Source organism: Flavihumibacter profundi (assembly GCF_020076305.1).
In the GTDB taxonomy this organism is placed as follows: Bacteria; Bacteroidota; Bacteroidia; order Chitinophagales; family Chitinophagaceae; genus Flavihumibacter; species Flavihumibacter profundi.
Genome location: NZ_JAIQXE010000004.1, coordinates 308,717 through 333,500, shown reverse-complemented (window position 1 = coordinate 333,500; position 24,784 = coordinate 308,717). Strand labels below are relative to the sequence as shown.

The window sequence follows — 24,784 nt, the reverse complement described above, 5'->3', positions numbered from 1 at the left end:
TCAGGCATTGCCGGCCTTTTTTGATCCTGTTTTTTGGGTTAATTTGGCCTTGGCCTTCCCGTAATGAGGTAAGATGTACAATATGAAATCGTTCCACCATACTATAATCGCGCTGCTATTTTTTACTTCCGGATTACATGCCCAGGAAACCGGGCTGGTTAAAGAAGCTGATTTAAGCTATCTCAAGGCATTAACGAAGGCGGTCTTAGAAAGTTCCAGGATTTACCCCGGACAAATCATCTCAAAGGATTTTGGACCCAATAATACGGGCGGAATTCTTATCAGGCCGGGTGGGAGGGATTGTTATCCATCTTTCTGGATCCGCGATTATGCAATGTCACTGGAAAGCGAAATGGTTTCCGTTATGGAGCAGAAGCATATGCTTCGCCTGGCAGCAGTTACCCAGTGTGACCAGACCTGGGTTACCCGGAACGGGAGCATGGTGCCATTGGGCGCAATTGCTGATCATATCAGGATTGATGACAGCCAGCCAATTTATTTCCCTGGAACATATGATTATGCGGAGCAGGGAAATAAGCAATATGGAATGACTCCCCCTTATGATGACCAGTTTTTTTTTATTCATATGGCGTATTTCTATGTTAAGACAAGCGCAGATTCTAAAATCCTGTTACAGGATATTAATGGCATGCGCTTAATAGACAGGCTCGAAACGGCGTTTAAAGTGCCGCCTTCCCGGCAGGACAATCACATCGTTTATGCCACTCAAGAATTCAGGGGAGTCGATTTTGGATTCAGGGATGCAATTGCGATAACAGGTGATTTATGTTTTTCTTCCATCCTTAAATTTCGTGCTGCAAAAGAATTGGCTGTACTTTTTGAAATGATGCAAAATAAGGGTAAGGCAGCGATGTACAGGGAAATTGCGGCAAAGATAAAAAAGGCTATACCAGGCTTGTTTTCAGATCAGCGGGGAATGCTGCTTGCATCGACCGGGAAAAGCAGGCAACCCGATGTATGGGCAACGGCGCTGGCTGTGTACTTAAATGTTTTGGAAGGGGATGTACAAAAAAAGACCTGCCGGTTCCTGGCTGATGCCTATAAAAATGGCACTTTATCTTACCATGGCAATATCAGGCATATCTTAACCAGTGATGACTATAATAATTCCACTGCCTGGGAACTGACTTCAGTTGATAAGAATACTTACCAAAATGGGGCTTATTGGGGTACACCCACCGGTTGGGTTTGTTTTGCGATAGCAAAAGCTGACTTTCCATCAGCACAAAAACTGGCAAAGGAATATATTGACGATCTTCAGAAAAATGATTACAGGAAGGGAAAAAACTATGGCGCCCCTTATGAATGTTTTTACCCAAATGATTACAGCCAAAACCCGGTTTACCTGACAACGGTTAGTTGCCCGTATGCTGTATTCAAATCAGCAATAAAATTTCACGGCCCATAAATTTTCATCGCTGTTTTTTCTACCATCTCATTGGGTAATATTTTAACCAGCACAGCGCCCAGCTTATTGATAAATCCTGGTATCACTTCAGCTTTCCCTGAAAACATGCCGGAGACCGCGATTTTTGCTACCTTTTCTGAAGTCATGGTTACCCTCTTGGCCATTTGCCTGGCCTTATCGTTAAGATTTGCCCTGTCGTTAAAATTAGTATCCGTGGTACCAGGGCAAATGCAGGTGACAGATACATTGCTGCTTTTCAATTCCTGCCTCAAGGCCCTGGTAAAGCTCAAAAGAAAAGCTTTACTTGCCGCGTAAACACTAAGACCTGGAACAGCCTGGTAAGCAGCTGAACTGGCAATATTGAGAATATAGGATTGTGGTGATTTTTTTAAGGTATCAAGGAAGAGGTGTGTGAGTTCAACAGGCACATCAATATTAACTTTCATCATAGCCAGGTGATCCCCGGCTTCATAACTCATAAAAGAGCCTGCCAGGCCATAACCTGCATTGTTTACTAAAATGGAAACTGGCAATGCCTCCGAATAACACTTGTCAAAGATTTTTTTTGCACTGCCCGGCTGCGACAGATCAAGCATTAAAAAGGGTGCTTTTACGTTGAACCTTGATTCCAGTTCCTGGCTAACAGCCTTGAGTTCGGCTTCAGAACGGGCAATCAATAAAAGGTCATATCCCCGGGAAGCTAATTCAACGGCGATGCATTTCCCGATTCCTTTACTTGCACCTGTTATAACTGCGTAAGCCATAAAGTTAATCCGGTTTAAGGAAGGATTTTAATTCTGGATGCGGGATGCTAAGCGATGGTAAAATGGTGTTTTGCTGTTTTCATGTTTGGGTATATACTTGCCGGTTATTACAGGTACATACATTACCCTTCGGCGGCTTTTTTCGCCGGTAAGGGGTGAGCTCTGTGCCCTGTGCCATAACCTGCCATCATGCACAGTTAAATCCCCTGCAAAAACATCAAATCCAACTTCCTTTGGGTCAGGGGTATGGTCTACAAAATATTTTTTGCGAAACAGCAACCTGAAAATACCCTGGGTATGCGTTCCCGGCAATAGCCTAAGGCCGCCATTCTCAAAAGGGCAGTCGTTCAGGTGAATGCCAACATTCAGCATCGGCATTATTTTCTGTCCAAGGAACAAATCCCGCGGGCTGTCTGTATGCCAGCCCATTTGGGTAAATGTGCTTTTAGGTGAATTGATATAATGATTCAGGACCAGTCCATCTTTTTCATCTTCTGCAATACGTCCCTCATACGGGGATAAAAACTGTGTAACTAACTGCAGTTTCGGGTCATTCAATAATTCACGGAGGGGTTCACTGTAAAGCGAAAGAAAACAAAGCCGTTGAATCATTTTATTTCCCTTGTCGTCTACTCCGAATTTGAGCGGAACACCATTCACTTTTTCCCTGTTTTCAGCAAGCCATTCCTTTTCAATCCTTTCGGTTTCGTTAATAAATAGCCGTACTTTTTCAGGCGAGATAAAATCCCGGAAAATGATGAAGCCATTGGTGTTAAAAAAACTCACCTGCTCAGCCGTGAGCTGGTCACCAAGCACAAATTTCGGGTCTTCAATTTTACTCATGCAAACTGTTAATTAAAGAAAGTTCAATATTTGGAAATGCTTCAATTTTTTAAAACGTAAAATAACAATAGTATAATACCTAAATAGCGGAAAGTAAGAATTTTTATTGTAAATCAATTGTTATACGGTCACTAAATCGTTGTACATAAAGAAATTATCTGGTTTATGCCAGATTATCTGAATGCCAATGTTTGCATTTGTATATATTATTTCCTTAATATATTAATTAAAGTTAACTATTGGTAAAATTGTATGCTGATAACCTTAATCAGGCATGTAAGCACTAATTTGAAAAATGCATTTTAAAAGCCTGGTGAAATCTTTACTATTGCTATTATTCGTGTTTCCTTTCCATAACTGCATCCAGGCCCAGGATAGCTGGGAACTTAAAAAAGAGAAGGAAGGTATAAAAGTATATACCCGTAATTCCCTGAATTCCAGCTTTAAGGATATAAGGGTGGAAGCGGATTTGCAGGGGACCATTGGAGCGGTCAGGGCCCTTTTGGTAGATTTTGAGAAATACCCCCGATGGGCCTATGCTACCAAAAATTCGGAAATGGTAAAGCAAATTAACCGAAACCAGTTTATATATTACCTGGAAGTGTCTGCCCCATGGCCGGTTACCAACCGTTATTTATACGCTAATATTTCCGTTGTACATGATTCCCTCAGGCATAATTTAAAGGTCACTTCCGAGAGCATTAATGATTACCAGCCATCAGTGGAAAAACTGGTCAGGGTGGCAAGATCCAAAGGGGTTTGGAACGTCACCACCCTGTCAGATAAAATGATCCATATTGAGTACTTATTGGAAGCAGACCCAGGTGGTTCAGTACCAGCCTGGGTCTTAAATCTTTTTGCTACAAAGGCTCCCATGGCAACCTTCGAAGAATTGAAAAATATCCTTGCCCAAAAATAGCGGGTAAACACTATTTCCATTCCTTATTAGGCTGGGGACCCATTTCAAAAACCAGTTTAGTACCCTTTATAATATCGCTATGCGAAATAAAAGGATGTTCAATTGTCTTGCCATCCAGTTTCACGCTTTGCACATACAGGTTTTTTTCAGACAGGTTATTCGCCACAATCTCCAATGATTTAGGTTCCGTGCCGACCTTATAGTTGATGGTCAGTTTAGGGAACTGCGGTGCACCAATGGCATAGATGCCGGAAGCAGGCGTTACCGGATAAAAACCCATGACACCAAAAATATACCAGGCCGCCATCTGCCCGCAATCTTCGTTACCATTAATACCCAAAGGCTTGTTCAGGTAATTGATCGTTGTATGTTTCCTGATTAATTCCTGTGTCTTCCAGGGTTGCCCACAGTAATCATATAAATACGCATAATGGTGACCCGGCTCATTGTCATGTCGGTAATGGCCACCCGAAAAATTCTCATCCAGTTTGGCGGCAAATTTTTCATTTCCACCCATTAGTTCAATCATGCCCGGTATGTCTTGTATAGCACCAAAAAGATAAGTCCACTGGTCACCTTCTGTAAAGCCATCCTGGCGGCCCAGTTCTTTTTTCGGGTTGTATTCCAGGAAGCTGCCATCGATAAGTTTTGGAATAAAGAACCCCGATTTATTATCATAGAGGTTTTTGTAATTCCTGCTCCATGCCATTAAGCGGTTGAAATCTTCCGTCTTGCCCATTTTCTTCGCCATCTGGGCCACGGAATAATTATCCGAAGAATATTCCAGCGTCCTTGAAACTGATTCAGCCGTTTTCCCAAAAGGGATATATCCCATCGAATTGAAACGGGTGAGGCCGGCACGCGCTTCGTAGCCCGTCCACTTATCGCGGTCACCATATGGAAGAATTGTGTCATTGTCTGGCGGCACCATGGCATCTTTTAATAAAGCTTCATAAGCCAGTGTAGTATCAAAACCGGTAAATCCTTTCAGGTAAGCATCTGCGATGACAGCGTCCGCATGTGTGCTGATCATAATATTGGTCTCAGCAGGATTTGGCCACATGGGTAACCGTCCTCCTTCCTTATACATCTGCAGCATCGCATTGATCATACCATTTACACGATCGGGCTGTGTAAATATTAATAGCGGATGCAGGGCGCGGTATGTATCCCACAAGGAGAAGTCAGTATAAGAATCGCCTGTATGCACCTTGTCATCAAATGCGCTGTAATATTTCCCGTATTCAGACATCTCCCGGGGAAACTGCATCGTATGGAACAAGGCTGTATAAAAAATAGCTTTCTGGTCTTCAGAAACGCCCTCGGGTTTGATGCGGGTCAATTCATTTTGCCAGGCAGTACGGGTGCTGGTCACTAGTTTGTCAAAGTCCCAATCCGGTACTTCTTTTTGCAGGTTCTCACGGGCCTGTTCAGGGCTGATAAATGAAGTGCCGATGCGAACCTTTACTTTCTCACCTGCGGTTGTTTTGAAATTGATATATGCGCCCATGCGGGTACCATATTGTTCCGTTGAAGCGGGGGAGTTGGTGGCATTATCCCATGTGCCGAATGAGGTTATTTTTTTATCACACTGGATAACAAAGTAGCCTTTGAAGTTGGGCAGGTCGGGACCGATCTGGGCAGACTGGCGATCGGGGTTATACCCGGTTATCTCATTCTTCTGGGTGTCAATTTTTACATACCCTTTTAATTTTTTAATCCTGTCTTCATATTCATTGGAAGGGTCTGTCAATTCGGGATTCAGGTTGATGCCCTGGATCACAAAGCGCGCTTTTTCTGCAGCCGGGAATGTGAATTGGAATATGGCAGCCCTTGAAGCTGCAGCGATCTCGCCTTTTATTTTTTGCTGGTCACCGGCATTGAGTACTACCGAATAATAATGAGGACGGGCGATTTCATCTTCGTGTTTATATGAAAGGGCCCGGTCCTTTGGTAAAAGTTTAAGTTCACCAATTTGGGGCATAACCGAAACATAGCCGTAATCACCCATCCATACTGTTGGTTGGTGCGAGGCCAGGAATCCCATGATTGTACTATCCTCATACTTGTAGGCATTATGGCCCATATTATTTTCGCAGGATTGCGGCATGAAATTCGTCATGGCATATGGCAGGCCAACAGCGGGTAAAGTGCCACCGCCGTGGATCTCGGCTGCGAAACCCGCATATGGTGTCCCGATTAAAGTATTTACATAATCAACTTCCTGTTTTTGCTCTTTGGGTTTTTGTGTGCAGGCGCCGAGCATACAGGTAAATAAGCATAGCAAAACGAAATCATTCTTCATGTCAATTTATTATAAGCGTTAAAGTATTTTATTCATCCTGTTTTATTTTGAACAGGGAAGCTGGAATGATTTTTTTCTCCATCCCGGGCCCCTTTATATACACCAGCAATGTTTGTCCGGATCCGTTTTGGAAATAATTAACGGTAAACCTGTGAAGGCCAGCAGCAAGGGCTTTTTCCCCCGACTTTTCAAGGTCGCCGTGGCAGCTGTCATTATCAACCAGTTTCTGGTCATCGATATAAATTTGTGAACCATCATCAGAGACAACATAGAAAGTATAAACACCGGTAACTGGTATATCTATGAAACCGGAGAATTGAATCCCATAATATTCCTTCCGCGTTTTTAAAAGTTTAAGGTCTGGTATAGCTACAACTATGCTTTGCTGAGGTGCCAGCTTCTTGAAATCGGGCATCATTGTCCATTTCCCTTCATAATAGGAAGCGTGTAATCCGGGTACCAATTTGGTGCCTGTTACAAAGGGAGATGGATCTTCTTTTATAAAGTTTGCAATTGCTGTATTGCTTCCAATACCTGATGGGAAAAATGTTTTGGCTTTTAAAACTGTGGTATTTCGGAGCAATAAGGAATCCTTGTAAACCGGAGAGGCGATTGTTGGTTCGCTACCATCGAGTGTATAATGGATAACGCCATTTTGCATTCCAGTGGAAAAACGTAGCAATTTTTCGCCGATGAAAATGCCTCCCGGTGAAGAGAGCAGGGGAGCGGGTGCAAAAAGAAACTGCGCAACACCGGTGGCTTCAACCCGTTTGCTGTTGAAGAATGCGCAAGCCTTTATAATGGCGGGAGCTGCTACTGTAAATGGCCTGGAATATAAGGTTGAGTTTGCGGAGGGCTCACTTCCATCTATAGTGTATCGTATTTCACAATTTGCATTGGTTTTCATCGATACCAATGTTGGGGCGTATAAATAACCGCCTTGCGGAAGGATGGATAAACCTGGTTCTTCTGTTTCTGTAAATTTAAATGAGGCTGCAAATCCACCGGATGGCCTCATTACAACGAGTAATGAATCTTCAGATGTATAGACAGATCGACTATTGAAAAGCTGGTCTGGATTGGTGAGGTCATCCTGTATTATGTAAGATTTAAATTTACCGGTACCTAAAAAATGTAGTGGTAACATTATCCGTTTTTCATCGCCTGCATTGGCGATGCCTATAAACCAATCCTTGCCTTTCCGTCTTGCAAATGCTGCCATTTCCCCTATACGGCTTGATGGAAGCACAATGGTTTCGTCCCAGATAGTGGGTATGGATTTTATGAGTGGTAATGCAGGGCTTGATAAATATTTATCAGGGTCAGACGGCCAGCAGGTTAATACGGAATTAAAAATAACCTGTAAGGCCACCTGGTGTGCCCTGGAAGTACCATAGGCTTTTTTACTATCAAATACACCAGGGGTAGCATCGGCAGGTCCCGCTAAAAAACGGGTGAATGGTGTGATAACGTTATGGACCGGGCCCTGTGGATTAAATGTTGTCCATTCCTGTCCGTAGATGGCTTCCCGGGTTAATTCATTCGGGTAAGTGCGGTTAAGCCCTGTGGGTTTATCCGCCCCGTGGAAGTCAATCATCAAATGGGCGATAGCGGCATCTTTTAGTGTGTTTTCATAAAACTTCACCTGGTCTATTCCTTCCTTATCAATAAAATCAATTTTTACTCCCGATACACCGATTTTGTGAAGGGATGTAAAAAAGTTTCGCCGGAATGACGGCTCTTTTAAAGATGAATAGGATTTCCAGACCCAAATACCGACTTGTTTTTTTTGTGCGTAATCCACTAATGCTTTAAGTGAGTCCATGCAATGTGGCCAGCTTGATTCCCAGCCGGCATCCACCATATTATATTCGAAACCAAGCATAGCCGCTTTATCAATATATTTTCTTTCGAGGTCCATGGTAGTTACATTTTCATGCTCGAAATAGGACCATACTGCCCGGCCTGGTTTTATCCAGTCTGCCTGTTGAAAGATACTATCCGGCGAAGGATTCAGGTTTTGAATAATATCTGCATTCACAAGTCCGTTAAGATCTTTACTGATGATAGCTACACGCCAGGGGGAAACAATAGTATCCTGTATTTTCCAGCCTTTCCGGTCATTGACGAAAGCAGCATGGAGCATGCCCGTGTTATCTGATTGCAGGGACATACCACTGTAGTTGTACAAGGCTGCTTCTGTAATGCATACATATACACTGCCGGCAGTCTGATAGGTTAAAGGCGGCCCTAATCTTTTACTGCCGAGTTTTGACAGGGGAGATGCATAATATAATCCTTCATAATAAAATACGTTTTCCTGTAACCATGTGGTAGAACCGGCAGGTATTTTCCAGGAACTTGCTTCACCACCCACAATTGAAGTGCCTTTTTTGGGAAGGATATAACGATAAGCCAGTCCATTATCAAAGGCCCTTATTTCAAGCTGGTAAAGAGTGCCGGTTTTAGTATGCTTAACTGGGATGATGGCCGACCGGTAGTGATTGACCGCAAGTTCATGCACCCCTTTCATAGGATATTTTTCATCAACAAGGGTAAAAGAGGGACCAGCTAGTTCAACACCGTCACCCAATTTAATTTGGTCAACAGTAATGCCTAACGAAGATGGTTCAACGACAGTTTCCCCATTTCTTTCTACCTTGTATGCCAGGCTGCCGCGATCATTAATATAAAGGGATGCCCTGATAATATTGGATGGACTGTAAATGGCAATTTCCCTATTCCTGTCGGGTTTAAATTGCGCTGATCCTTCAATGGTTGAAAATAATATTGCACATACAGCAAATAAAGCTTTTCGTTTCCTCATTTCAGTTCATATTTGGACGGGAAGCTGCCTTTCTTAAAGTTGTCAAAACCAAACATAGTGGGTTTGTATTCCTTTATGAAATTGACATTGGCCTTTTCCGGAATTTGTTTTTCCAGACCAACGCCCCAGAAACAGGCGTTCACCAGTAACCTTCTCAGGTCTTCATTTAATAAATCAACTGCAGCACCCATAGTTGTTGCAAAGGCCTTTCCTTCCTGGCCACCAGGCACCTTGTAGTTCCTGGTCCAGGCTACCGGCATCACCGATTTTTTCAAATTGACCGGGGCGGTTGGTGTCATGCCGTTGGTCGATTGTCCGTATACAAGGATGGTTGCCCCTGTAAGTTGTTTGATGCTATAGACATCGGTTGGTGTCCAGATATCATTAACGCCATTAAGGATCGGGTTTTTGGCATCCTGTTCTATGCCATTAATCAGTCCACGGTCGCCTTCTTTTCCATGAATGCCATGATGGTTGATCCAGGTTTCGCCAAGCACTATTTTGCCAAAGCCGCCTTCCCAGCCAGGGGTCTCGGAATTAAAACTATATTTCGCAAACATGCTGGCTGTATCCCTTGTATAATTAAACGGATGCGTAGCCGTACGAAGTCCTATCACCGGCTTTCCTGCTTTTACATATTCATCAATATATTTCATTTGTGCATCGGGCAGTTCGCGGAACCTGGTAAGCATTACGAGCAGGTCTGCTTTTTGCAAATGTTCCAGACCGGTTATATTGGTCTGGTAACGTGCATCGATCTCACCGGTTTTCGGGTCTGTTGAAAACAATACCGTACAGCTGAATCCATACCGAACGGCGAGGATCTGTGCAAGCATAGGTAAGGCTTCTTCGGAACGGTATTCTTCATCGCCACTCACGAAGACGATGTTCTTTCCTTTACCCGGACCGTCATATCCTGAATAAGTCACCCATTGTTTTTTCTCCTGGGCGCAGGATAACAAGCTGTAGGTCAGCAATATCATTAGGCTTACTGTGCGGATCATTCCTTGCATCATATATTATTGTGGTATTTTATGAATTGTTAAGTAAACATAATCTTTCACTTTTACCTGGTCTTCTCCCTTCACTTCAAATCTCAGCCGCACTGTTTGTGCTGGTCCTATATCGGGTATAGCCAGCAACACTGATTTCCCATCATCGCAAATTGTTGCTTCCTTAACGGGAAGTTTATCCTCACCTTCTGTACCAGGTTGCCGGATGGAGTAATGGGCTGAACCATACCTGCTGGTCCATTTATAATTCCACTGGGAAATTGCATAGTTAGAAAGGTTTTTGGCATCTGTTCCATCCAGCCTGAAATTAAAGGTCAATTTGATTCCACCATGCACAACCTGTGCATCTTTAATTAAATGGCCTTCACCCCCTTTATACCTGACCCTGCTGAGTACGCCGTATTTGAGCGCCTGGGCATCATCCCAACCCGTTAGCCCGGTAACGTATACCTGTTTATCGACAGGGTTCACTGCCGCGCGTTGAATGCCTGCGTCCAATTGAAAGGGAAGGGCTACCATCGCACCCTGTGTAATATCATCAACCTTTTGTGTAAGGAAATAATATATCCAGCCTGTTCCATAGCTCGTATGAATGAATTGGTTCCCCAGTGGTCCCCAGCTTTTATCGCTCCACACACCACCACCGGGCGAGTTATCAAATTCCTGTGGCAACCAGATGACGGGTTGGTGAAAGGAATCCGGCACTTTTACGATATCCGGACTGATCACATCATCTGTAACTTCGTCTTTTGTAAATTTCCTGCCATCGGGGCTCCATTCGTTGCCGCCAGTAAGATTGGGAACATATCCATAATACGCGCCTTTTTCTATTAGGTTTATTTTATTGGCCGGTTCCCAGTTGCCCTGGTTATCACTAACAAATATCCTGTCATCCGGTGTGATGGTAACACCATTGTTCACCCGAAAACCGGTGGCGATGCTTTCCCATTTTTTCCCATCGGGGGAAACTTTAATGAGATTGCCCGGGTCTTTATTGTCAGTGTATTCGCCGGGCTTTGCATAATAAAAATTCCCCTGGCTGTCGGTTTCCAGGCTAAAATTAAAGGCATGGAAAAATGAGGAAACGTCATGGTCGCCATGGAAATTCTCATAAAAATCTGTTTCCCCGTCACCGTTAAGGTCATGGAGCAATACGATCCCGTTCCGGGTAGTTACATAAATTTTATCATTAACTATTTTAAGTCCCATGCATTCGAAAAGTCCCGCTGCTATTCTTTGCCAGCTGATATTTTTAAGTGTGTTGTCAATGCCATTGGCTATCCATACATCGCCGGTGTAGGTACCAATGACTAAACTGCCATTGCTTTTAAATCCTAAGCAGGTAGGCCTGATCCAGGCGTTGTAAGCATTGTCGAACGGTAGCCCGATATTGTCTATCGTATAAGGATAATCGATAGGCAAAGGCACAAGTTTTTTAGGAGCAGTTCTATCAGAATCTTCCCTGTAAATTGGATCAAAGTGCGCCCTGTTGGCATTTAGTTCCCCAACAGCTTTTACGGTTTTAGTCCACTGTGCCGGTCCGCCATTGGTCAATTTTTGAAGAACGGGCGGTTCATTTCCTGCCCTTTGTTTTTTTACATAATCCGTAAATGAAAGGAGGTCTTTATGGTCGGTTCCTGCTGTTCTTAAGACCTGCACACTGATAGATTCACTGCTTGCAGGAATTGTGAGGACGATCCTTTTCCGGTTATCCACTTCGCATCGTATTTCTTTATTCGATGAAATAAATCCTGCGGCTATAAAATGGTTGGTTTTTGGATTAATTATAGCCTGGATGCCATTTGTATTGCCCTGCTTTCCATTTGGCAGGAAGCCAATCTGGATTTTTTGTTCCGATTGCCCTGGTGATACATATAAAGTCTGCGATAAAATAATTTTACCATCAATTTTTAGCGCCTGTGGTAATTCAAGTATATCCCTGCCGGTAATGGCATAGGAGAGTACTACGTTTTTGTTGTAGGCATAATGCCCGTGGTAGTCGAGAAATTCTTCGGGTAAGGGTGCTCTTTTACCCGTTGATTTTTGGAGGCTATCTATTTGGTCACCGTAAGTCCATTGCCAAAGACCAAGGCCTTCAAATTCCTTGCCCTGGATAATCGGTTGTCCTTCTCCGCGATAGTTTTTATATTTTGTAGTGGCCAGGTTCAATTCCCCCTGCCAGGCTGCTGTAGTGCACATCCGGAGCAGGTTATAACTCAGGTTTACATTATTATCGAGCAGTACGGTAAGCGCTGCGGTAGTATGGTCTTTTAATTGGGAGTGAATGGCAGTGCCATAATTGCTTTTATGGTTCCGGAACCATTCCTGTCCATATTTCTGGGAGCCTTTCAAAGCTTCCATTTTTGTTGTGGCCAATTCCTGGCCGGCAGATCTTTGGGACTTTGGCAAGCCAGCCAGGTACTCATCCGAAATTTCGAAATACTGACCCGGGTTAGACTTCTTCATAAAAGCTTCCCGGATATACTGTATTACATAATATCTTTCTGCTGGTGAAAGCCAGGTTTGCGGGGCCATCAGCCCGGCGCCATTGCTCACCGTTCGCCACATGTCGTATGGCTTATTGCCAAAACGCAAAACATCCCTGCTGAACGATCTTGCCTGGGGATAAGAAGATGATCCCTTCGCGCCGTGGCAGGCAATGCAGGATCTCTCATAAATCTGTTTGCCTTTTTCGAGCGTAGTCTTGTTTAAACTTTTAATGACAGCTGCATGATCTATGTCGGGAGGATCATTAGAAATGGCACTCCGGAAACAAAGAACCAGTATTAGGGCAGGCAAAAGCAGGAATCTGGTTAATTTCATTACGCCATCCATTTAGCTGCATTCATTAATATTTGCATCACATTTTTTTCCTTATATAGGGGGAAGGTTTCATGGCCGGGCCGGAAATAAAAGATATTCCCTTTGCCCAGTTTCCATAGCATGCCGGAACGGAACCATTCCCCGGTGGCCCAGTACTCCTCAAACAAAACCTGGTCAGGCGCGGGTATATGAAAGGGCTCATCATACATTTCGGTTTGCGGCAGCACGAAACTTTCAGGAAGGCCTTTCATGATAGGGTGTTCGGTTCGCAGGACTTTGACGGTACTTGGCTTCCCGTCATTCCGATACGCCGGGAAACAACAAAATGGAAGGTGCACTTCAATTTTTTTATGCCCGTCGGGGAACTTGCGTTCTATAGTATAAGGTGTTACCCGGGAATCGTATTTCGGAACTGTGAATTGTTTGGGCGGGGCTATAAAACTGAGATCGGATTCCTTAACAGGCTGATCCTTTAGTACATCCCGTTTGGTAATCTCATACATGGCCTGTACGAAGGGTGTAGACCAGTGAGCTGAATGCAGGGCTATGAGGGATAATGTGCCTGATTTTATTCGTTCTATAATACTTCGGCCTTTTTCCGGGGTGATCTCATCCTGTCTTACATGTCCCCACCAGATCAACAGGTCGGTTTGATCAAGTGTGCTTTCAGCAAGACCCTGCTCTGGATCATCCAACCCCGCGGAGCTTACTGAAAATTCCGGTTGACTTTTAAGTTGGTCAGCGATATAATTCCCTATAAAATTATCGTACGCTTCTTTCTGGGCATCGGACCTTTCATCCCATACCAGGATGCGGATCTTTTTTGGCTTTTCGGGACGAGGTACTATTAAAGCAGGCATTATCATGCAGGAAACTGCAGTAAGGGAAGTGTCTATAAGAAACCGGCGTCTGTTCTGGTCCATTGGCTGAATATAAAAAATGTAATTGGATTAAAAACCGACCATTGACTCTCTCTTGTGATATTGGATTTTCGGGTAAAAAAACAGGAATAATCGGTATTATAGTACAATTTATGTAAAAGAAAAAGGAGGTTCCTTTTAAATATGAAGTCGAATAGGTAACTTGCCCAACATATCTACTCCTGAAACAGACGCAACATATTCATATCCTTCTGAGCACCCTGGTCGTTCCTTGTTAAGCCAGTATCAATTACTGTCATTTTTCCTTAACTATTGAAACATATGGCTATGAAGACTTATCTACGTACTAATCATCTTTTTATCAGGTGCTTTTCACTTTTCTTATGCTTAACCCTATCAACTATACCGGTTCTTGCCCAGGTAATTGATTTTCCGAAAGAGTACCAGTTGTATCCGAGGAATATTGTCACCAACAGGGCGCATGTGCACATTTCAGGAATGCTAAAGAGATCTTTGGGTTATCCGGAAATCAGGCTAAAACAGTACCGCAACAATGTTCTCCAAAGAACAACAACAATTAAGTTTAAGCATAACGAGCATGGGTATGGGGTGTATGAGTTTAATAATGAAATTATAGCAGAACTGGCCAGTTATTCATTCAGTCTAGTTGGTGTTAAAAATGATAAAGGAAAGGACAAAGAGATATTGATCGCGTCCGCTGATAATATAGTTGCAGGAGATGCCTATATTATCCAGGGACAGTCAAATGCAGCTGCTAATGCGCGGTATACTTTAACCGCAGAAAATGATGCCGACGACCCGGCAAATTCTCCCTACCGTAATTTTGTACGGGTTTACGGAAGTGCAAGTCCGACCAGTTCATATACAAAAGCCTGGTTTATTGGTATGGGTAACTCCTGGCCAGATGTTGACGGAAGCCTTGGCCAGTGGGGTATGCGGATGGCTTCAAATATTGCTGGAGCAAGAAAAATACCGATAGCAATTTTTAATGGCGCTGCGCTTGGAGCACCAATATCTTATTTCTCAAGGAATGATGCTGATCATGTTGATCCTAATACAAATTATGGCAGGCTTTTAAACAGGATCCGGGAAGCCGGGTTGCAAAGAAATATCCGCGGGGTAATTTGGTACCAGGGGGAATCTGATGTATTGGGCTCCCTTAGCAGTATCCAGCTTACCACTGAGCAATATAAGGCTGCTTTCAAAGAGTTGGTCAGAGATTGGAAAGCCGATTACCCAGGTTTATCGAAGTTTTATATTATCCAGATTAGGTATGGATGCGGCATGTCAAGTGCTGACAGCTGCCTGAAGATTCAGGAGGCGCAAAGGCAACTGGATAAGGAATCAAATGAAATCCAAACCCTGAGTGTGGCAAATACAATCCAGTTATTTGATGGTGATGATATCAATTATTGCCATTACAAGTTTGTAAACGGATATAAAAATATTGGTGACTGGATGAGTCCCTTAATTCTCCGGGATTTATACCGGGATAATTCATTTCCAGCCAGTATTGAATCACCTGAACCGCAATCAGCTGCCTTTTCTGCAGTCAGTTCCCCTGGTATTGCCAGCCAGGTAAGTTTGACCCTGAAAAACCAGTCCTCGGTTTTTACGATCAACGGTGATCTCAGTAGTTTGTTCAGGTTAGATGGCGGAAATTATTCTATAAGTTCAGTATCTCTTAGTGGAAATAATGTTTTAGTGAATTTCACCCGTGTTGCGGGAACAACAACTAACCCGGTTAGTATAAGTTACAGGGGGCACGACAATACTGCAGTGCCTGTTCTTACAAATTCCAATGGACTGGCATTGATCAATTTCGAATATATTCCGATTAATGCAGGAGCGGGTGCTGTTCCAGCACATGCCAGCAACCCGAATTCACCCAGTCCAACGGAAGAATTGGCCTGGATGAATAATACAACCTTAACAGGCTTTTCCATTTATCCAAATCCTGTAAACCAAACCATGGTTATTAATTATCCGGCTGATAAATCCGGTGATGTTGAACTTCGGGTGATTGACCTTACCGGGCGGGAATTAACCATGAAAAAAGTGAGTGCCATTAGCGGCCAGAACCAGTTCAGGTTGAATGTATCTGACCTGCACCAAGGTTTGTATATTCTACAAATACGTAAAGAGAACATTGTTGTAACCAGGAAATTCTTAGTTGGACCCAGGTAAATTGCAGCACCAAACCCCACATCGCATGCAGTAAATATCATGGACATTCAAATAAAAGAGGTAACGACTAAAAAGGAATTGAAGGCTTTTATAAAATTCCCTTACCAGCTGTATAAAGGCAACAGTTGTTTTGTGCCTCCGTTACAGTTTGATGAATATGCCACTTTAAGCAAAGAAAAAAATCCTGCTTTCGAATACTGTGAGGCAAGGTATTGGCTTGCCTTAAAGAATAAAAAAGTAGTTGGGAGGATTGCCGGTATTATAAATCATGCCTCCATCAGGAAATGGGAAAAAAACTATATCCGTTTTGGGTGGCTGGATTTTGAAGAAGACAAAAAAATAGCTTCCGCCTTGTTAACAGAGGTAGAGAACTGGGGTAAAGCCAGGAATCTGGACGCAATCCAGGGCCCGATGGGTTTTACAGATATGGATCGCGCAGGAATGCTTATTGAAGGTTTCGACCAGTTAGGCATGCTTGCTACAATATACAATTACCCTTATTATCCAGCGTATCTCCAGGATTTAGGGTATAAAAAAGAAGTGGATTGGCTAGAATTCAGGATCAAAGTGCCTGGAGAAGTCCCTGATAAAATCAGGCAGATGGCTAAAATAGTAACAGAGAGATTAGGCCTCAGTGTAGTTAAAGTGAATAAGGCAAAGGAGATACGGCCTTATGCTACAGAGGTTTTCCAACTGATCAACCAGGCTTATGCTAATCTCCATGGAGTTGTTGAATTGACTGAAAAGCAAATTAAGTACTACACAAACCAATACTTTTCTTTTATAAGGCCAGATTATGTAACCATTGTAAAAGACAGGGAAGGAAAGCTGGCTGCCTTTGGGATCACAATGCCCTCGCTGTCCAGGGCTTTGCAAAAAGCAAATGGAAAACTTTTCCCATTAGGATTTTTGTATTTGTTGCTGGCCCTTAAAAAGAACACTTTAGCAGATTTGTACCTGGTTGCCGTGAGACCTGATTTACAAAATAAAGGAGTGAATGCAATTATAATGAATGAAATCAATCTTTCATACATAAAAAATGGTGTACACTTCGCCGAAGCTAGCCCTGAACTTGAAACCAACCACCAGATCCAGGCTTTGTGGAAGTATTATGAAACGGAAAGCCATAAAAGGAGAAGGTGCTTCATTAAGTTATTGTTATAGTAAAAAGCTGGTTTTAATGAATTATATTTCCATAAGGAACTCAGCCAGGATATTTACACCAGAGGGGAAATAAGGCAATTAAAAACTACTGCATGAAAAGACTTGTTATGAGTAGATTATTATTACTCATTACTTCATTTTTCATTTTTGCCCAGCTTGTAAATGCGCAGTTATCAGCAGGTGACAGTGTTTTTTACCAGAAAGCTATTAATAATACAATAGTATTTTTTCAACAATCCATCGGCGAACAATCCAGGCTGTTTAACGGACGTCAGTTTTTGGGATACCCTTTTACATTTAAAGAAGGCCATCCTTTTTTTTATACTGATGTATTAAGTGGCGGTTCAATTGTGTATGATAATGTTTATTACCCTGATGTACAAATGCTTTATGATGAGGTGGCTGATGTACTTATAATCCAGAATGGTATTCAAAGGATACAATTGTCCAGTGAAAGAATATCCCGGTTTAGGTTGTCTGACAGGGACTTCATTCGCATAGTTAAAGACAGCCTGGACAGTCCGATTTTAAGTTCAGAAGGATTTTACAATGTTTTGTATAAGGGCAATGTGAGCGTATTTAAGCAGGAAGTGAAATCCATATTTACGGAAATCACTTCAGACGAAGGGATACTTCGATATATAAAAGTGAAGCAGTATTTCTATATAAAAAAAGATGGCAAATATTACCTGGTTAACAGGAAAAATGATTTGCTGGATATTTATAAAGAAAAGAAAAAGGAAATCCGGGACTATATTAAAAGCAATGGTTTAAGTTTTAGTGATGATAAGGAAAGCCTGATTGTAAAAGTGTCTGCCTATTATGACCAGCCATCAAAATAGAACAGATTAACTATATCCCCAATGCATGAATATTAATACATGAATCAGCGCAAAATATTTGTATTTATTTTTTTGGGTATTTTATTTTGCCTGAAGTCTTTTGGCCAATCGGATACTTCGTTTCCTGTTACTGCTGAATTTAAAAATATACCTGCCAGGGAATTTATCAGCCAGTTGGAAAAGCAAACCGGATTTCATTTTTATTTCGATACTGCACAACTTGACAGTGTTATCATAAATATTACCGCAAACCACCAGCCATTAAGAAAAGTATTGGACCAGGCATTTGCCGGGACAGATTTAAAATATGCGATAGATGATCAGGGGCATATTTTTATTACTAAGGGACAGGCGCTTAATCTGGTGCTTCCCCGCGATTTTTTTATTACAGGCCGGAAGGATAAAAATAAACCTCAGCAACCAGGTATAATTGACACTACAGGAAAAGAAGAAATGGGTCCCGGACAAATAGCCGGACTAGAAAACAAGCTTTATGTTGTTGGCGATAAATCTGTAAATAATACGCAAACAGTTGTAACCATTGCCGGTTATGTAAGGGATGCAAAAACAGGCGAAGCAATCGCAGGGGCATCAGTATATATTGAAAAACCGAAAATAGGTATTACAACAGACCAATATGGATACTATTCCCTTTCGTTGCCAAAGGGCCGTCATATATTGAATATACAGAGTATAGGCATGAAAGATACAAGGCGTCAAATTGCAATATATAGTGATGGGAAGATGAATATTGATTTGCAGGGAACAGTAATGTCGCTAAAGGGTGTTGTTATTTCTGCGGAAAAGAGAAGCAATGTAAAAAGCACGCAGATGGGTCTCCTTAAAATGGATATTAAAGCCATTAAGCAAGTGCCTGTAGTATTTGGTGAAGCTGATATTTTAAGGGCTGTAACGACACTGCCTGGAGTAAAAACAGTTGGCGAGGCGAGTACGGGATTAAATGTAAGGGGCGGTTCCGCAGACCAGAACCTGATTTTATTTAATGAAGGAACTATTTATAATCCCTCACATTTCTTTGGGATGTTTTCAGCATTTAATCCTGAAGTGGTTAAGGATGTTGAATTATTTAAAAGCAGCATTCCTGCACGTTATGGCGGTCGGTTATCTTCGGTACTGGCGGTCAACAGCAGGGAAGGGAATAATAAAAAATTTACTGGTTCTGCAGGTCTTGGGTTACTGACGAGCAGGCTGAATATAGAAGGCCCTTTGGTAAAAGACAAATCTTCATTTATAATAGGAGGACGTACAACTTATGCGAACTGGCTGTTAAACCTGTTGCCGGATCAATATAAAAACAGTAAGGCCTCCTTTTATGATGTAAACCTTAGTATTACACATGAGTTTAACAAGAAAAATACCCTCTACTTAAGTGGTTATATAAGTAATGACCGGTTTAATCTGAACAGTGATACACTTTATGGATACGGAAATAAGAACGTTTCTGTGAAGCTGAAGCATATTTTTAATAATAAACTGAATAGCGTCATTTCAGTTGGATATGACAATTATGCCTATAATATATCAAGTAAAAAAGTGCCGGAAACCGCTAATGAACTGGGCTTTGATATTAACCAGGCTTACCTTAAGGCACATTTTAATTATTACTTCAGCAATAAACATACCATCGACTTCGGAATAAATTCAATTTATTATAAACTGCATCCCGGTTCTTATCTGCCAATAGGGAAAAGTTCATTATTAGTGCCAGACGAAATTCCCGCTGAGCAGGCATTAGAAAGCGGAGTATACGTCAGTGACCATTATAGTATAACCAGGTCCTTTGCTCTTGATGGAGGATTAAGGTATAGTTTATTCAATTACCTGGGACCACAAACTGTAAATACCTATGCACCGGGGTTGCCCAGGACAGAAAGTAATATGATAAGTACGGTTTCCTATCCAAAAGGTGAAATAATTAAAACCTATGGTGCGCCGGAATACAGGGTTTCATTGAGGTATGCTTTTAATGATAGTTTTTCAATCAAGGCAGGATATAATACACAGCAGCAGTATATTCATTCACTGTCCAATACGGCAGCCATGGCACCTACTGATATATGGAAATTAAGCGATGCCAATATAAAACCGCAACATGGTAATCAAATCTCATTAGGTATTTATAAGAATTTCAAATCCAATACTATCGAAACATCGGTTGAAGTATACTATAAAAATATGTATAACTACCTGGATTATAAAAGCGGTGCTGAATTGGTGATGAACCATCATATTGAAACAGATGTTTTTGGTACCAGGGGGAAAGCATATGGCGTGGAGGTTCTTGTTAAGAAATTATCAGGCAAATTAAATGGATGGATCAGTTATACCTGGTCGAGAGTGTTTTTAAAAATGGATGATCCCTTAGCCGGGGAAACCATCAATAACGGGATGTGGTATCCATCAAATTATGATAAACCACACGATATAACACTAATCGGCAATTACCGTTTCAGCCATCGGTTTAGTATTTCCCTTAATGCCACATACAGCACTGGCCGGCCGATTACACTCCCGATGGGGGTATTTTATTTTGGAGGTTCTTATCGCACTTTATATGCAGACAGGAATGCGTATCGGATACCGGATTATTTCCGTACCGATTTTTCGATGAACATTGAAGGCAATCATAAATTGTATCAAAAAACACATAATTCATGGACGATAGGCGTATATAATTTGACAGGAAGGAAGAATGCTTATTCTGTTTACTATGTTTCTGAAAACGGGAACATTAATGGGTATAAACTTTCCATATTTGGGAATGCCATACCATACGTCAATTTTAATATCAGGTTTTAATACAATAGCATGAGAAATTTATTTTTTTGCGCATTTGTTTTACTGGCAGTGGAAGGCTGTAAGGAAAAATATGAATCGCCGGTAATTTCCCCGGAAACTGGCTACCTGGTAGTTGAAGGAGCCATTAACAGCGGTCCGGGTGCTACTAACATAACATTAAGCCGAACCACTAAGTTGGATAACAGGAATATTCAATTTGAATCTGGTGCGCAGGTAATGATAGAGGGTGAAGATAATAGTTTACATATACTTACGGGATTACCTGAAGGCCGGTACACAATTTCCGGCCTGAATTTAGACGGCAACATAAAATACCGGCTAAGAATAAAAACAAGAGAAGATAAAGAATACCTTTCGGATTACACCGCCGTAAAAAATAATCCCCCTATTGACAGCATCAACTGGAAAAGGGAAAACAGCGGCGCCCAGATGAATGGGGCGCAGTTATATGTTGACACACATGACCCACAGGATAGTACCCGTTACTACCAGTGGGAATATTCAGAAACCTGGGAGTATCATTCAGTTTTGGGGTCAACGTTAAAATATGAAATAACAACCCTGCCATCGGGGGAAAATGAATATAATGTTGTTTTCCGGTTTCCTTACAACACGGGTTTATATGATTCCAGTTTATATTATTGCTGGCAAAACAATCCATCTTCCGGCATCTTAATCGCTTCTACAGCTAAACTTAGTAAAGATGTAGTTCACCACCCAATTGTATTTATTCCACCTGGTTCTGATAAATTGAGTGTTTTGTATAGCATTAATGTAAAACAATACAGCTGGAGCAAGGAGGGTTACGAATTCCTGGAAAGAATGAAAAAAAATACAGAGAAAACAGGATCTGTTTTTGATGCACAGCCTTCTGAGCTTATTGGTAATATCCATTGTGTCAGCAATTCCAGCGAGCTGGTTATTGGATATGTCACTATTTGCCCTTTCCAGGAAAAGAGGATCTTTATAAGTAATAAAGAAGTACCCGATTGGAATTATGAAGAGCCATTTTGCAAACAGGATACTCTTGATAATACAAGTGCAGCAATCAAAGCAAGTGGAATAGGGTTAATTCCTACTAGTGTACCTCCCTGTGTAAATGGCCCCTGTCCAACCGGGATTGTAACCTTTATGGCGGCTGATCCGAAGTGTGTGGATTGTACAATGAATGGTGGTACCACTACCAGGCCATCTTTCTGGCCCAGGTAAGTATAAAAATTATTTATGACCTACGCTGCCAAAATGTTTTCTGTATTTATTTTTACAAATTTATTTGTAATGCATATGCTTGCACAAACAACTATGCAGGATTCATTGCAAAGTCAGTTTGACGCATACCGGCAAAATCAGTTACAGGAAAAGATTTATTTGCATACTGACAAGGAATTTTACCTGGCCGGGGAAATTTGCTGGTTTAAAATATATGCTGTAGATGCCTTTTTTCATGCTCCGCTTGGAATAAGTAAAGTGGCCTATGTAGAAGTACTTGATACTAAAAACAAGCCTGTATTGCAGGCTAAAATATCAATATCAGAAGGTTTTGGTAACGGTTCTTTGTATTTGCCTTTCTCTTTGATTTCGGGCAATTATAAGCTACGTGCCTACACTAATTGGATGAAAAACTTTGGAGCTGATTATTTCTTTGAAAAACCAGTTACAATTGTTAATTCCCAAAAAATATATGTTGATGAACCGCCTGTGCAAAAAGATAGCTTTGATGTAAAATTCTTTCCTGAAGGGGGCAATCTTGTTAATGGTATCCAGAGCAAAATTGCTTTTAGGGTAGTAGACCAGGCTGGCAAGGGTGCACAATGTGAGGGCGTTATCCTTAATAATAAAGCCGATACTATTGTAAAATGTGAACCGCTAAAATTCGGTATCGGCAATTTTATGCTGACACCTGAAATGGGCCAGACTTATAAAGCTGTTTTGACATTTTCAAATGGAAAGAAAATTGTGCAGGAATTGCCGGCAGCCTTTAATAATGGCTATGTCATGCACCTCGAAGAAGCGGATAGTAACCAAATTAAAATTACAGTTCAGCAACCATCCGGAAATTCCTTATCATCCGGAGTATACCTGTTTGCGCACACCCGGAGTATTGTAAAGTTGTCGTTAAGCGGCAGAATTCAGGATGGCGCTGCGATATTTTTGATCAATAAAAACAAATTGGGGGATGGTATTAATCATTTAACGGTTTTCGATGAGAAAAGAAGGCCCGTATGCGAGCGGTTATATTTTAAATACCCTCAGCAAATTTTTCAGGCAGGTGCGACTTTAGATGCGCCGGGCTATGATTTACGAAAAAAAATAAAAGTAGATATTTCATCTGTTGGCAATGATGGGAAACCGGTTCTGGCCAATATGTCCATGGCAGTTTATCTAATTGATTCCCTGCAGGGAATAAGTGATATTGATATAAACAATTATCTGTGGTTAAGTTCTGACCTGGAAGGAAAAATAGAATCTCCCGGATTTTATTTTAATAGTAATGGCGTTGGCACAGGAGAAGCAATAGATAACCTCATGCTGACCCTTGGCTGGCGCAGGTTCCGCTGGGAAGATATTCTTCAGCAAAAGAAATCCATGTTTGAATTTATTCCCGAATATACAGGTCATATTGTTACGGGAAATATAACAAATACGGTTACTGGTTTGCCGGCAAAACTGGTTAATTGCTATTTATCTGTACCCGGTACAAGAACACAATTCCGCTCATCTGTAAGCGATAATGAGGGCCATATAAAGTTTGAACTGGCAGATTTTTATAATAGAGGAGAGGTTATTGTTCAGACAAATAGCCGGCTTGACAGTATTTATAATATTGAGATAGTGAAGCCATTTTCTGAAAAATATTCAGGCTCTGGTCTTCCTGGATTCTCATTGTTAAAATTACCTGCCGGCGCATTGGCTAACCATAATATTGGCCTGCAGGTGCAGGGTGCGTACAATGGGAGTAAACAGAAATTATTTGCGTATCCCAATGTCGATACAACAGCTTTTTATTATAAACCTGATGCAACCTATCTATTGGATAATTATGTTCGGTTCACAACCATGGAAGAGGTATTGCGGGAATATGTAGTGCAGGTTAATGTAAGGAAGAAAAATGGTGAATTTCACCTGCATGTTTTAAACGGGGCAGGAGTAGTTTATTTTGAAGCAGATCCTTTAGTATTGATTGATGGGGTACCTGTATTTGATATGAATAAATTCCTGAATTATGACCCTTTAAAGATACGAAAACTGGAAGTCGTTTCGAATAGGTATTACCTTGGCAATACCGCTTTTGAGGGAATAGTTAATTTTGTGACTTACTCAGGTAACCTGGAGGGATATGAAATTGATCCACACGCTGTTGTAATTGATTATGAAGGATTGCAAATGCAGAGGGAATTTTATTCGCCGGTTTATGAAACGCAACAACAGGTCGATGGCAGGTTGCCAGATTTCAGGAATTTATTGTATTGGAATCCTGAGGTTAAAACCAATAAAAATGGTAAACAGGAAATTGTTTTTTATAGTTCTGATATACATGGAAAATATGCAGTAGTTATTCAGGGACTGACAGCAGATGGGAAGACTGGAAGTAAAGTGGTTTATTTTGATGTTAAGAAACCTTAAATGCTTCCCAAACTACAAAAACAACATTACCGGTGAAATCTGTATTCAATAGAACGGACATTCAGTTCCGTTTTTAATTAAATCACTTTCTTAATTCCCCGACATTTCCCTGATAGCAAAATATCCCGCCCCCTTCCATACCGTATGGTTTTTAAATCCCTTTTGCGAAAACCCTCACCATTCATGTGATTTGCCAACACAAGATTTCATTTTTACCCAACAGCAGGTTGGCTGGTGGGATACTACCCAACATGCTTCAGGCTGTAGCCACGCGACCAAAAATCAAGCCACAAGCACTATTTTCCTTTAATTATGTGACGGT

The 24,784-nt window shown here is 41.6% G+C and carries 15 protein-coding genes; 8 read left to right on the top strand and 7 right to left on the bottom strand.

The window, feature by feature from the left end:
• Positions 1 to 82: 82 nt before the first annotated feature.
• On the top strand, positions 83 to 1,429 hold the full coding sequence (locus LAQ65_RS19730) for a glucosidase family protein (protein ID WP_224118737.1): 1,347 nt from the start codon (positions 83 to 85) through the stop codon (positions 1,427 to 1,429).
• Here LAQ65_RS19730 and LAQ65_RS19725 read toward each other — a convergent pair.
• Positions 1,417 to 2,193 carry an SDR family NAD(P)-dependent oxidoreductase gene (locus LAQ65_RS19725; protein ID WP_224118736.1) on the bottom strand — a complete coding sequence of 259 codons (777 nt, stop codon included), beginning with the start codon at positions 2,191 to 2,193 and terminating at the stop codon, positions 1,417 to 1,419. The genes LAQ65_RS19730 and LAQ65_RS19725 overlap by 13 nt on opposite strands.
• 27 nt (positions 2,194 to 2,220) lie before the next feature.
• The gene (locus tag LAQ65_RS19720; protein ID WP_224118735.1) at positions 2,221 to 3,036 is read right to left on the bottom strand and encodes a phytanoyl-CoA dioxygenase family protein; all 816 of its coding nucleotides are present in this window, start codon (positions 3,034 to 3,036) and stop codon (positions 2,221 to 2,223) included.
• Positions 3,037 to 3,331: 295 nt separating this feature from the next.
• Here LAQ65_RS19720 and LAQ65_RS19715 point away from each other — a divergent pair, with 295 nt between their 5' ends.
• Complete coding sequence (locus LAQ65_RS19715; RefSeq protein ID WP_224118734.1) at positions 3,332 to 3,955, top strand: START domain-containing protein; 624 nt, start codon at positions 3,332 to 3,334, stop codon at positions 3,953 to 3,955.
• A gap of 10 nt (positions 3,956 to 3,965) precedes the next feature.
• On the opposite strand, the gene LAQ65_RS19710 is transcribed toward LAQ65_RS19715, so the two are convergent.
• From LAQ65_RS19710 to LAQ65_RS19690, 5 genes are read right to left on the bottom strand one after another with little or no spacing between them, the layout of a single operon-like run.
• Complete coding sequence (locus tag LAQ65_RS19710) at positions 3,966 to 6,260, bottom strand: GH92 family glycosyl hydrolase (RefSeq protein WP_224118733.1); 2,295 nt, start codon at positions 6,258 to 6,260, stop codon at positions 3,966 to 3,968.
• 28 nt (positions 6,261 to 6,288) lie between these two features.
• Positions 6,289 to 9,087, bottom strand: a complete 2,799-nt coding sequence (locus LAQ65_RS19705) for a glycoside hydrolase family 97 catalytic domain-containing protein (protein ID WP_224118732.1) — start codon at positions 9,085 to 9,087, stop codon at positions 6,289 to 6,291.
• Entirely contained in the window at positions 9,084 to 10,103 is a 1,020-nt protein-coding gene (locus tag LAQ65_RS19700) for a ThuA domain-containing protein (protein ID WP_224118731.1), read from the bottom strand. The genes LAQ65_RS19705 and LAQ65_RS19700 overlap by 4 nt, the downstream gene beginning before the upstream one ends.
• 3 nt (positions 10,104 to 10,106) lie before the next feature.
• Positions 10,107 to 12,923 (bottom strand): DUF6797 domain-containing protein, encoded by a 2,817-nt coding sequence (locus tag LAQ65_RS19695; protein ID WP_224118730.1) that lies wholly within the window; start codon positions 12,921 to 12,923, stop codon positions 10,107 to 10,109.
• Positions 12,923 to 13,846, bottom strand: a complete 924-nt coding sequence (locus LAQ65_RS19690; protein WP_224118729.1) for a ThuA domain-containing protein — start codon at positions 13,844 to 13,846, stop codon at positions 12,923 to 12,925. Before LAQ65_RS19690 ends, LAQ65_RS19695 begins: the two co-directional genes overlap by 1 nt.
• A gap of 285 nt (positions 13,847 to 14,131) precedes the next feature.
• On the opposite strand from LAQ65_RS19690, the gene LAQ65_RS19685 reads away from it, so the two are divergent.
• The 6 genes from LAQ65_RS19685 to LAQ65_RS19660 all read left to right on the top strand — a co-directional run bounded on the left by LAQ65_RS19685 (position 14,132) and on the right by LAQ65_RS19660 (position 24,462).
• Positions 14,132 to 16,012 carry a T9SS type A sorting domain-containing protein gene (locus LAQ65_RS19685; protein ID WP_224118728.1) on the top strand — a complete coding sequence of 627 codons (1,881 nt, stop codon included), beginning with the start codon at positions 14,132 to 14,134 and terminating at the stop codon, positions 16,010 to 16,012.
• 39 nt (positions 16,013 to 16,051) lie between these two features.
• Positions 16,052 to 17,176 (top strand): N-acetyltransferase, encoded by a 1,125-nt coding sequence (locus LAQ65_RS19680; RefSeq protein ID WP_224118727.1) that lies wholly within the window; start codon positions 16,052 to 16,054, stop codon positions 17,174 to 17,176.
• A 92-nt stretch (positions 17,177 to 17,268) separates the two neighbouring features.
• Positions 17,269 to 18,018 (top strand): hypothetical protein, encoded by a 750-nt coding sequence (locus tag LAQ65_RS19675; protein ID WP_224118726.1) that lies wholly within the window; start codon positions 17,269 to 17,271, stop codon positions 18,016 to 18,018.
• Positions 18,019 to 18,057: 39 nt separating this feature from the next.
• Positions 18,058 to 20,838, top strand: a complete 2,781-nt coding sequence (locus tag LAQ65_RS19670) for a TonB-dependent receptor (RefSeq protein WP_224118725.1) — start codon at positions 18,058 to 18,060, stop codon at positions 20,836 to 20,838.
• A gap of 9 nt (positions 20,839 to 20,847) precedes the next feature.
• Entirely contained in the window at positions 20,848 to 22,047 is a 1,200-nt protein-coding gene (locus LAQ65_RS19665; RefSeq protein WP_224118724.1) for a DUF4249 domain-containing protein, read from the top strand.
• A gap of 15 nt (positions 22,048 to 22,062) precedes the next feature.
• Complete coding sequence (locus tag LAQ65_RS19660; protein WP_224118723.1) at positions 22,063 to 24,462, top strand: hypothetical protein; 2,400 nt, start codon at positions 22,063 to 22,065, stop codon at positions 24,460 to 24,462.
• Positions 24,463 to 24,784 lie beyond the last annotated feature (322 nt).

Coding starts and splice junctions, on each gene's coding strand:
- LAQ65_RS19730 (WP_224118737.1), top strand. CDS start 83: ATGAAATCGTTCCACCATACTATAATCGCGCTGCTATTTTTTACTTCC.
- LAQ65_RS19725 (WP_224118736.1), bottom strand. CDS start 2,193: ATGGCTTACGCAGTTATAACAGGTGCAAGTAAAGGAATCGGGAAATGC.
- LAQ65_RS19720 (WP_224118735.1), bottom strand. CDS start 3,036: ATGAGTAAAATTGAAGACCCGAAATTTGTGCTTGGTGACCAGCTCACG.
- LAQ65_RS19715 (WP_224118734.1), top strand. CDS start 3,332: ATGCATTTTAAAAGCCTGGTGAAATCTTTACTATTGCTATTATTCGTG.
- LAQ65_RS19710 (WP_224118733.1), bottom strand. CDS start 6,260: ATGAAGAATGATTTCGTTTTGCTATGCTTATTTACCTGTATGCTCGGC.
- LAQ65_RS19705 (WP_224118732.1), bottom strand. CDS start 9,087: ATGAGGAAACGAAAAGCTTTATTTGCTGTATGTGCAATATTATTTTCA.
- LAQ65_RS19700 (WP_224118731.1), bottom strand. CDS start 10,103: ATGATGCAAGGAATGATCCGCACAGTAAGCCTAATGATATTGCTGACC.
- LAQ65_RS19695 (WP_224118730.1), bottom strand. CDS start 12,923: ATGAAATTAACCAGATTCCTGCTTTTGCCTGCCCTAATACTGGTTCTT.
- LAQ65_RS19690 (WP_224118729.1), bottom strand. CDS start 13,846: ATGGACCAGAACAGACGCCGGTTTCTTATAGACACTTCCCTTACTGCA.
- LAQ65_RS19685 (WP_224118728.1), top strand. CDS start 14,132: ATGAAGACTTATCTACGTACTAATCATCTTTTTATCAGGTGCTTTTCA.
- LAQ65_RS19680 (WP_224118727.1), top strand. CDS start 16,052: ATGGACATTCAAATAAAAGAGGTAACGACTAAAAAGGAATTGAAGGCT.
- LAQ65_RS19675 (WP_224118726.1), top strand. CDS start 17,269: ATGAAAAGACTTGTTATGAGTAGATTATTATTACTCATTACTTCATTT.
- LAQ65_RS19670 (WP_224118725.1), top strand. CDS start 18,058: ATGAATCAGCGCAAAATATTTGTATTTATTTTTTTGGGTATTTTATTT.
- LAQ65_RS19665 (WP_224118724.1), top strand. CDS start 20,848: ATGAGAAATTTATTTTTTTGCGCATTTGTTTTACTGGCAGTGGAAGGC.
- LAQ65_RS19660 (WP_224118723.1), top strand. CDS start 22,063: ATGACCTACGCTGCCAAAATGTTTTCTGTATTTATTTTTACAAATTTA.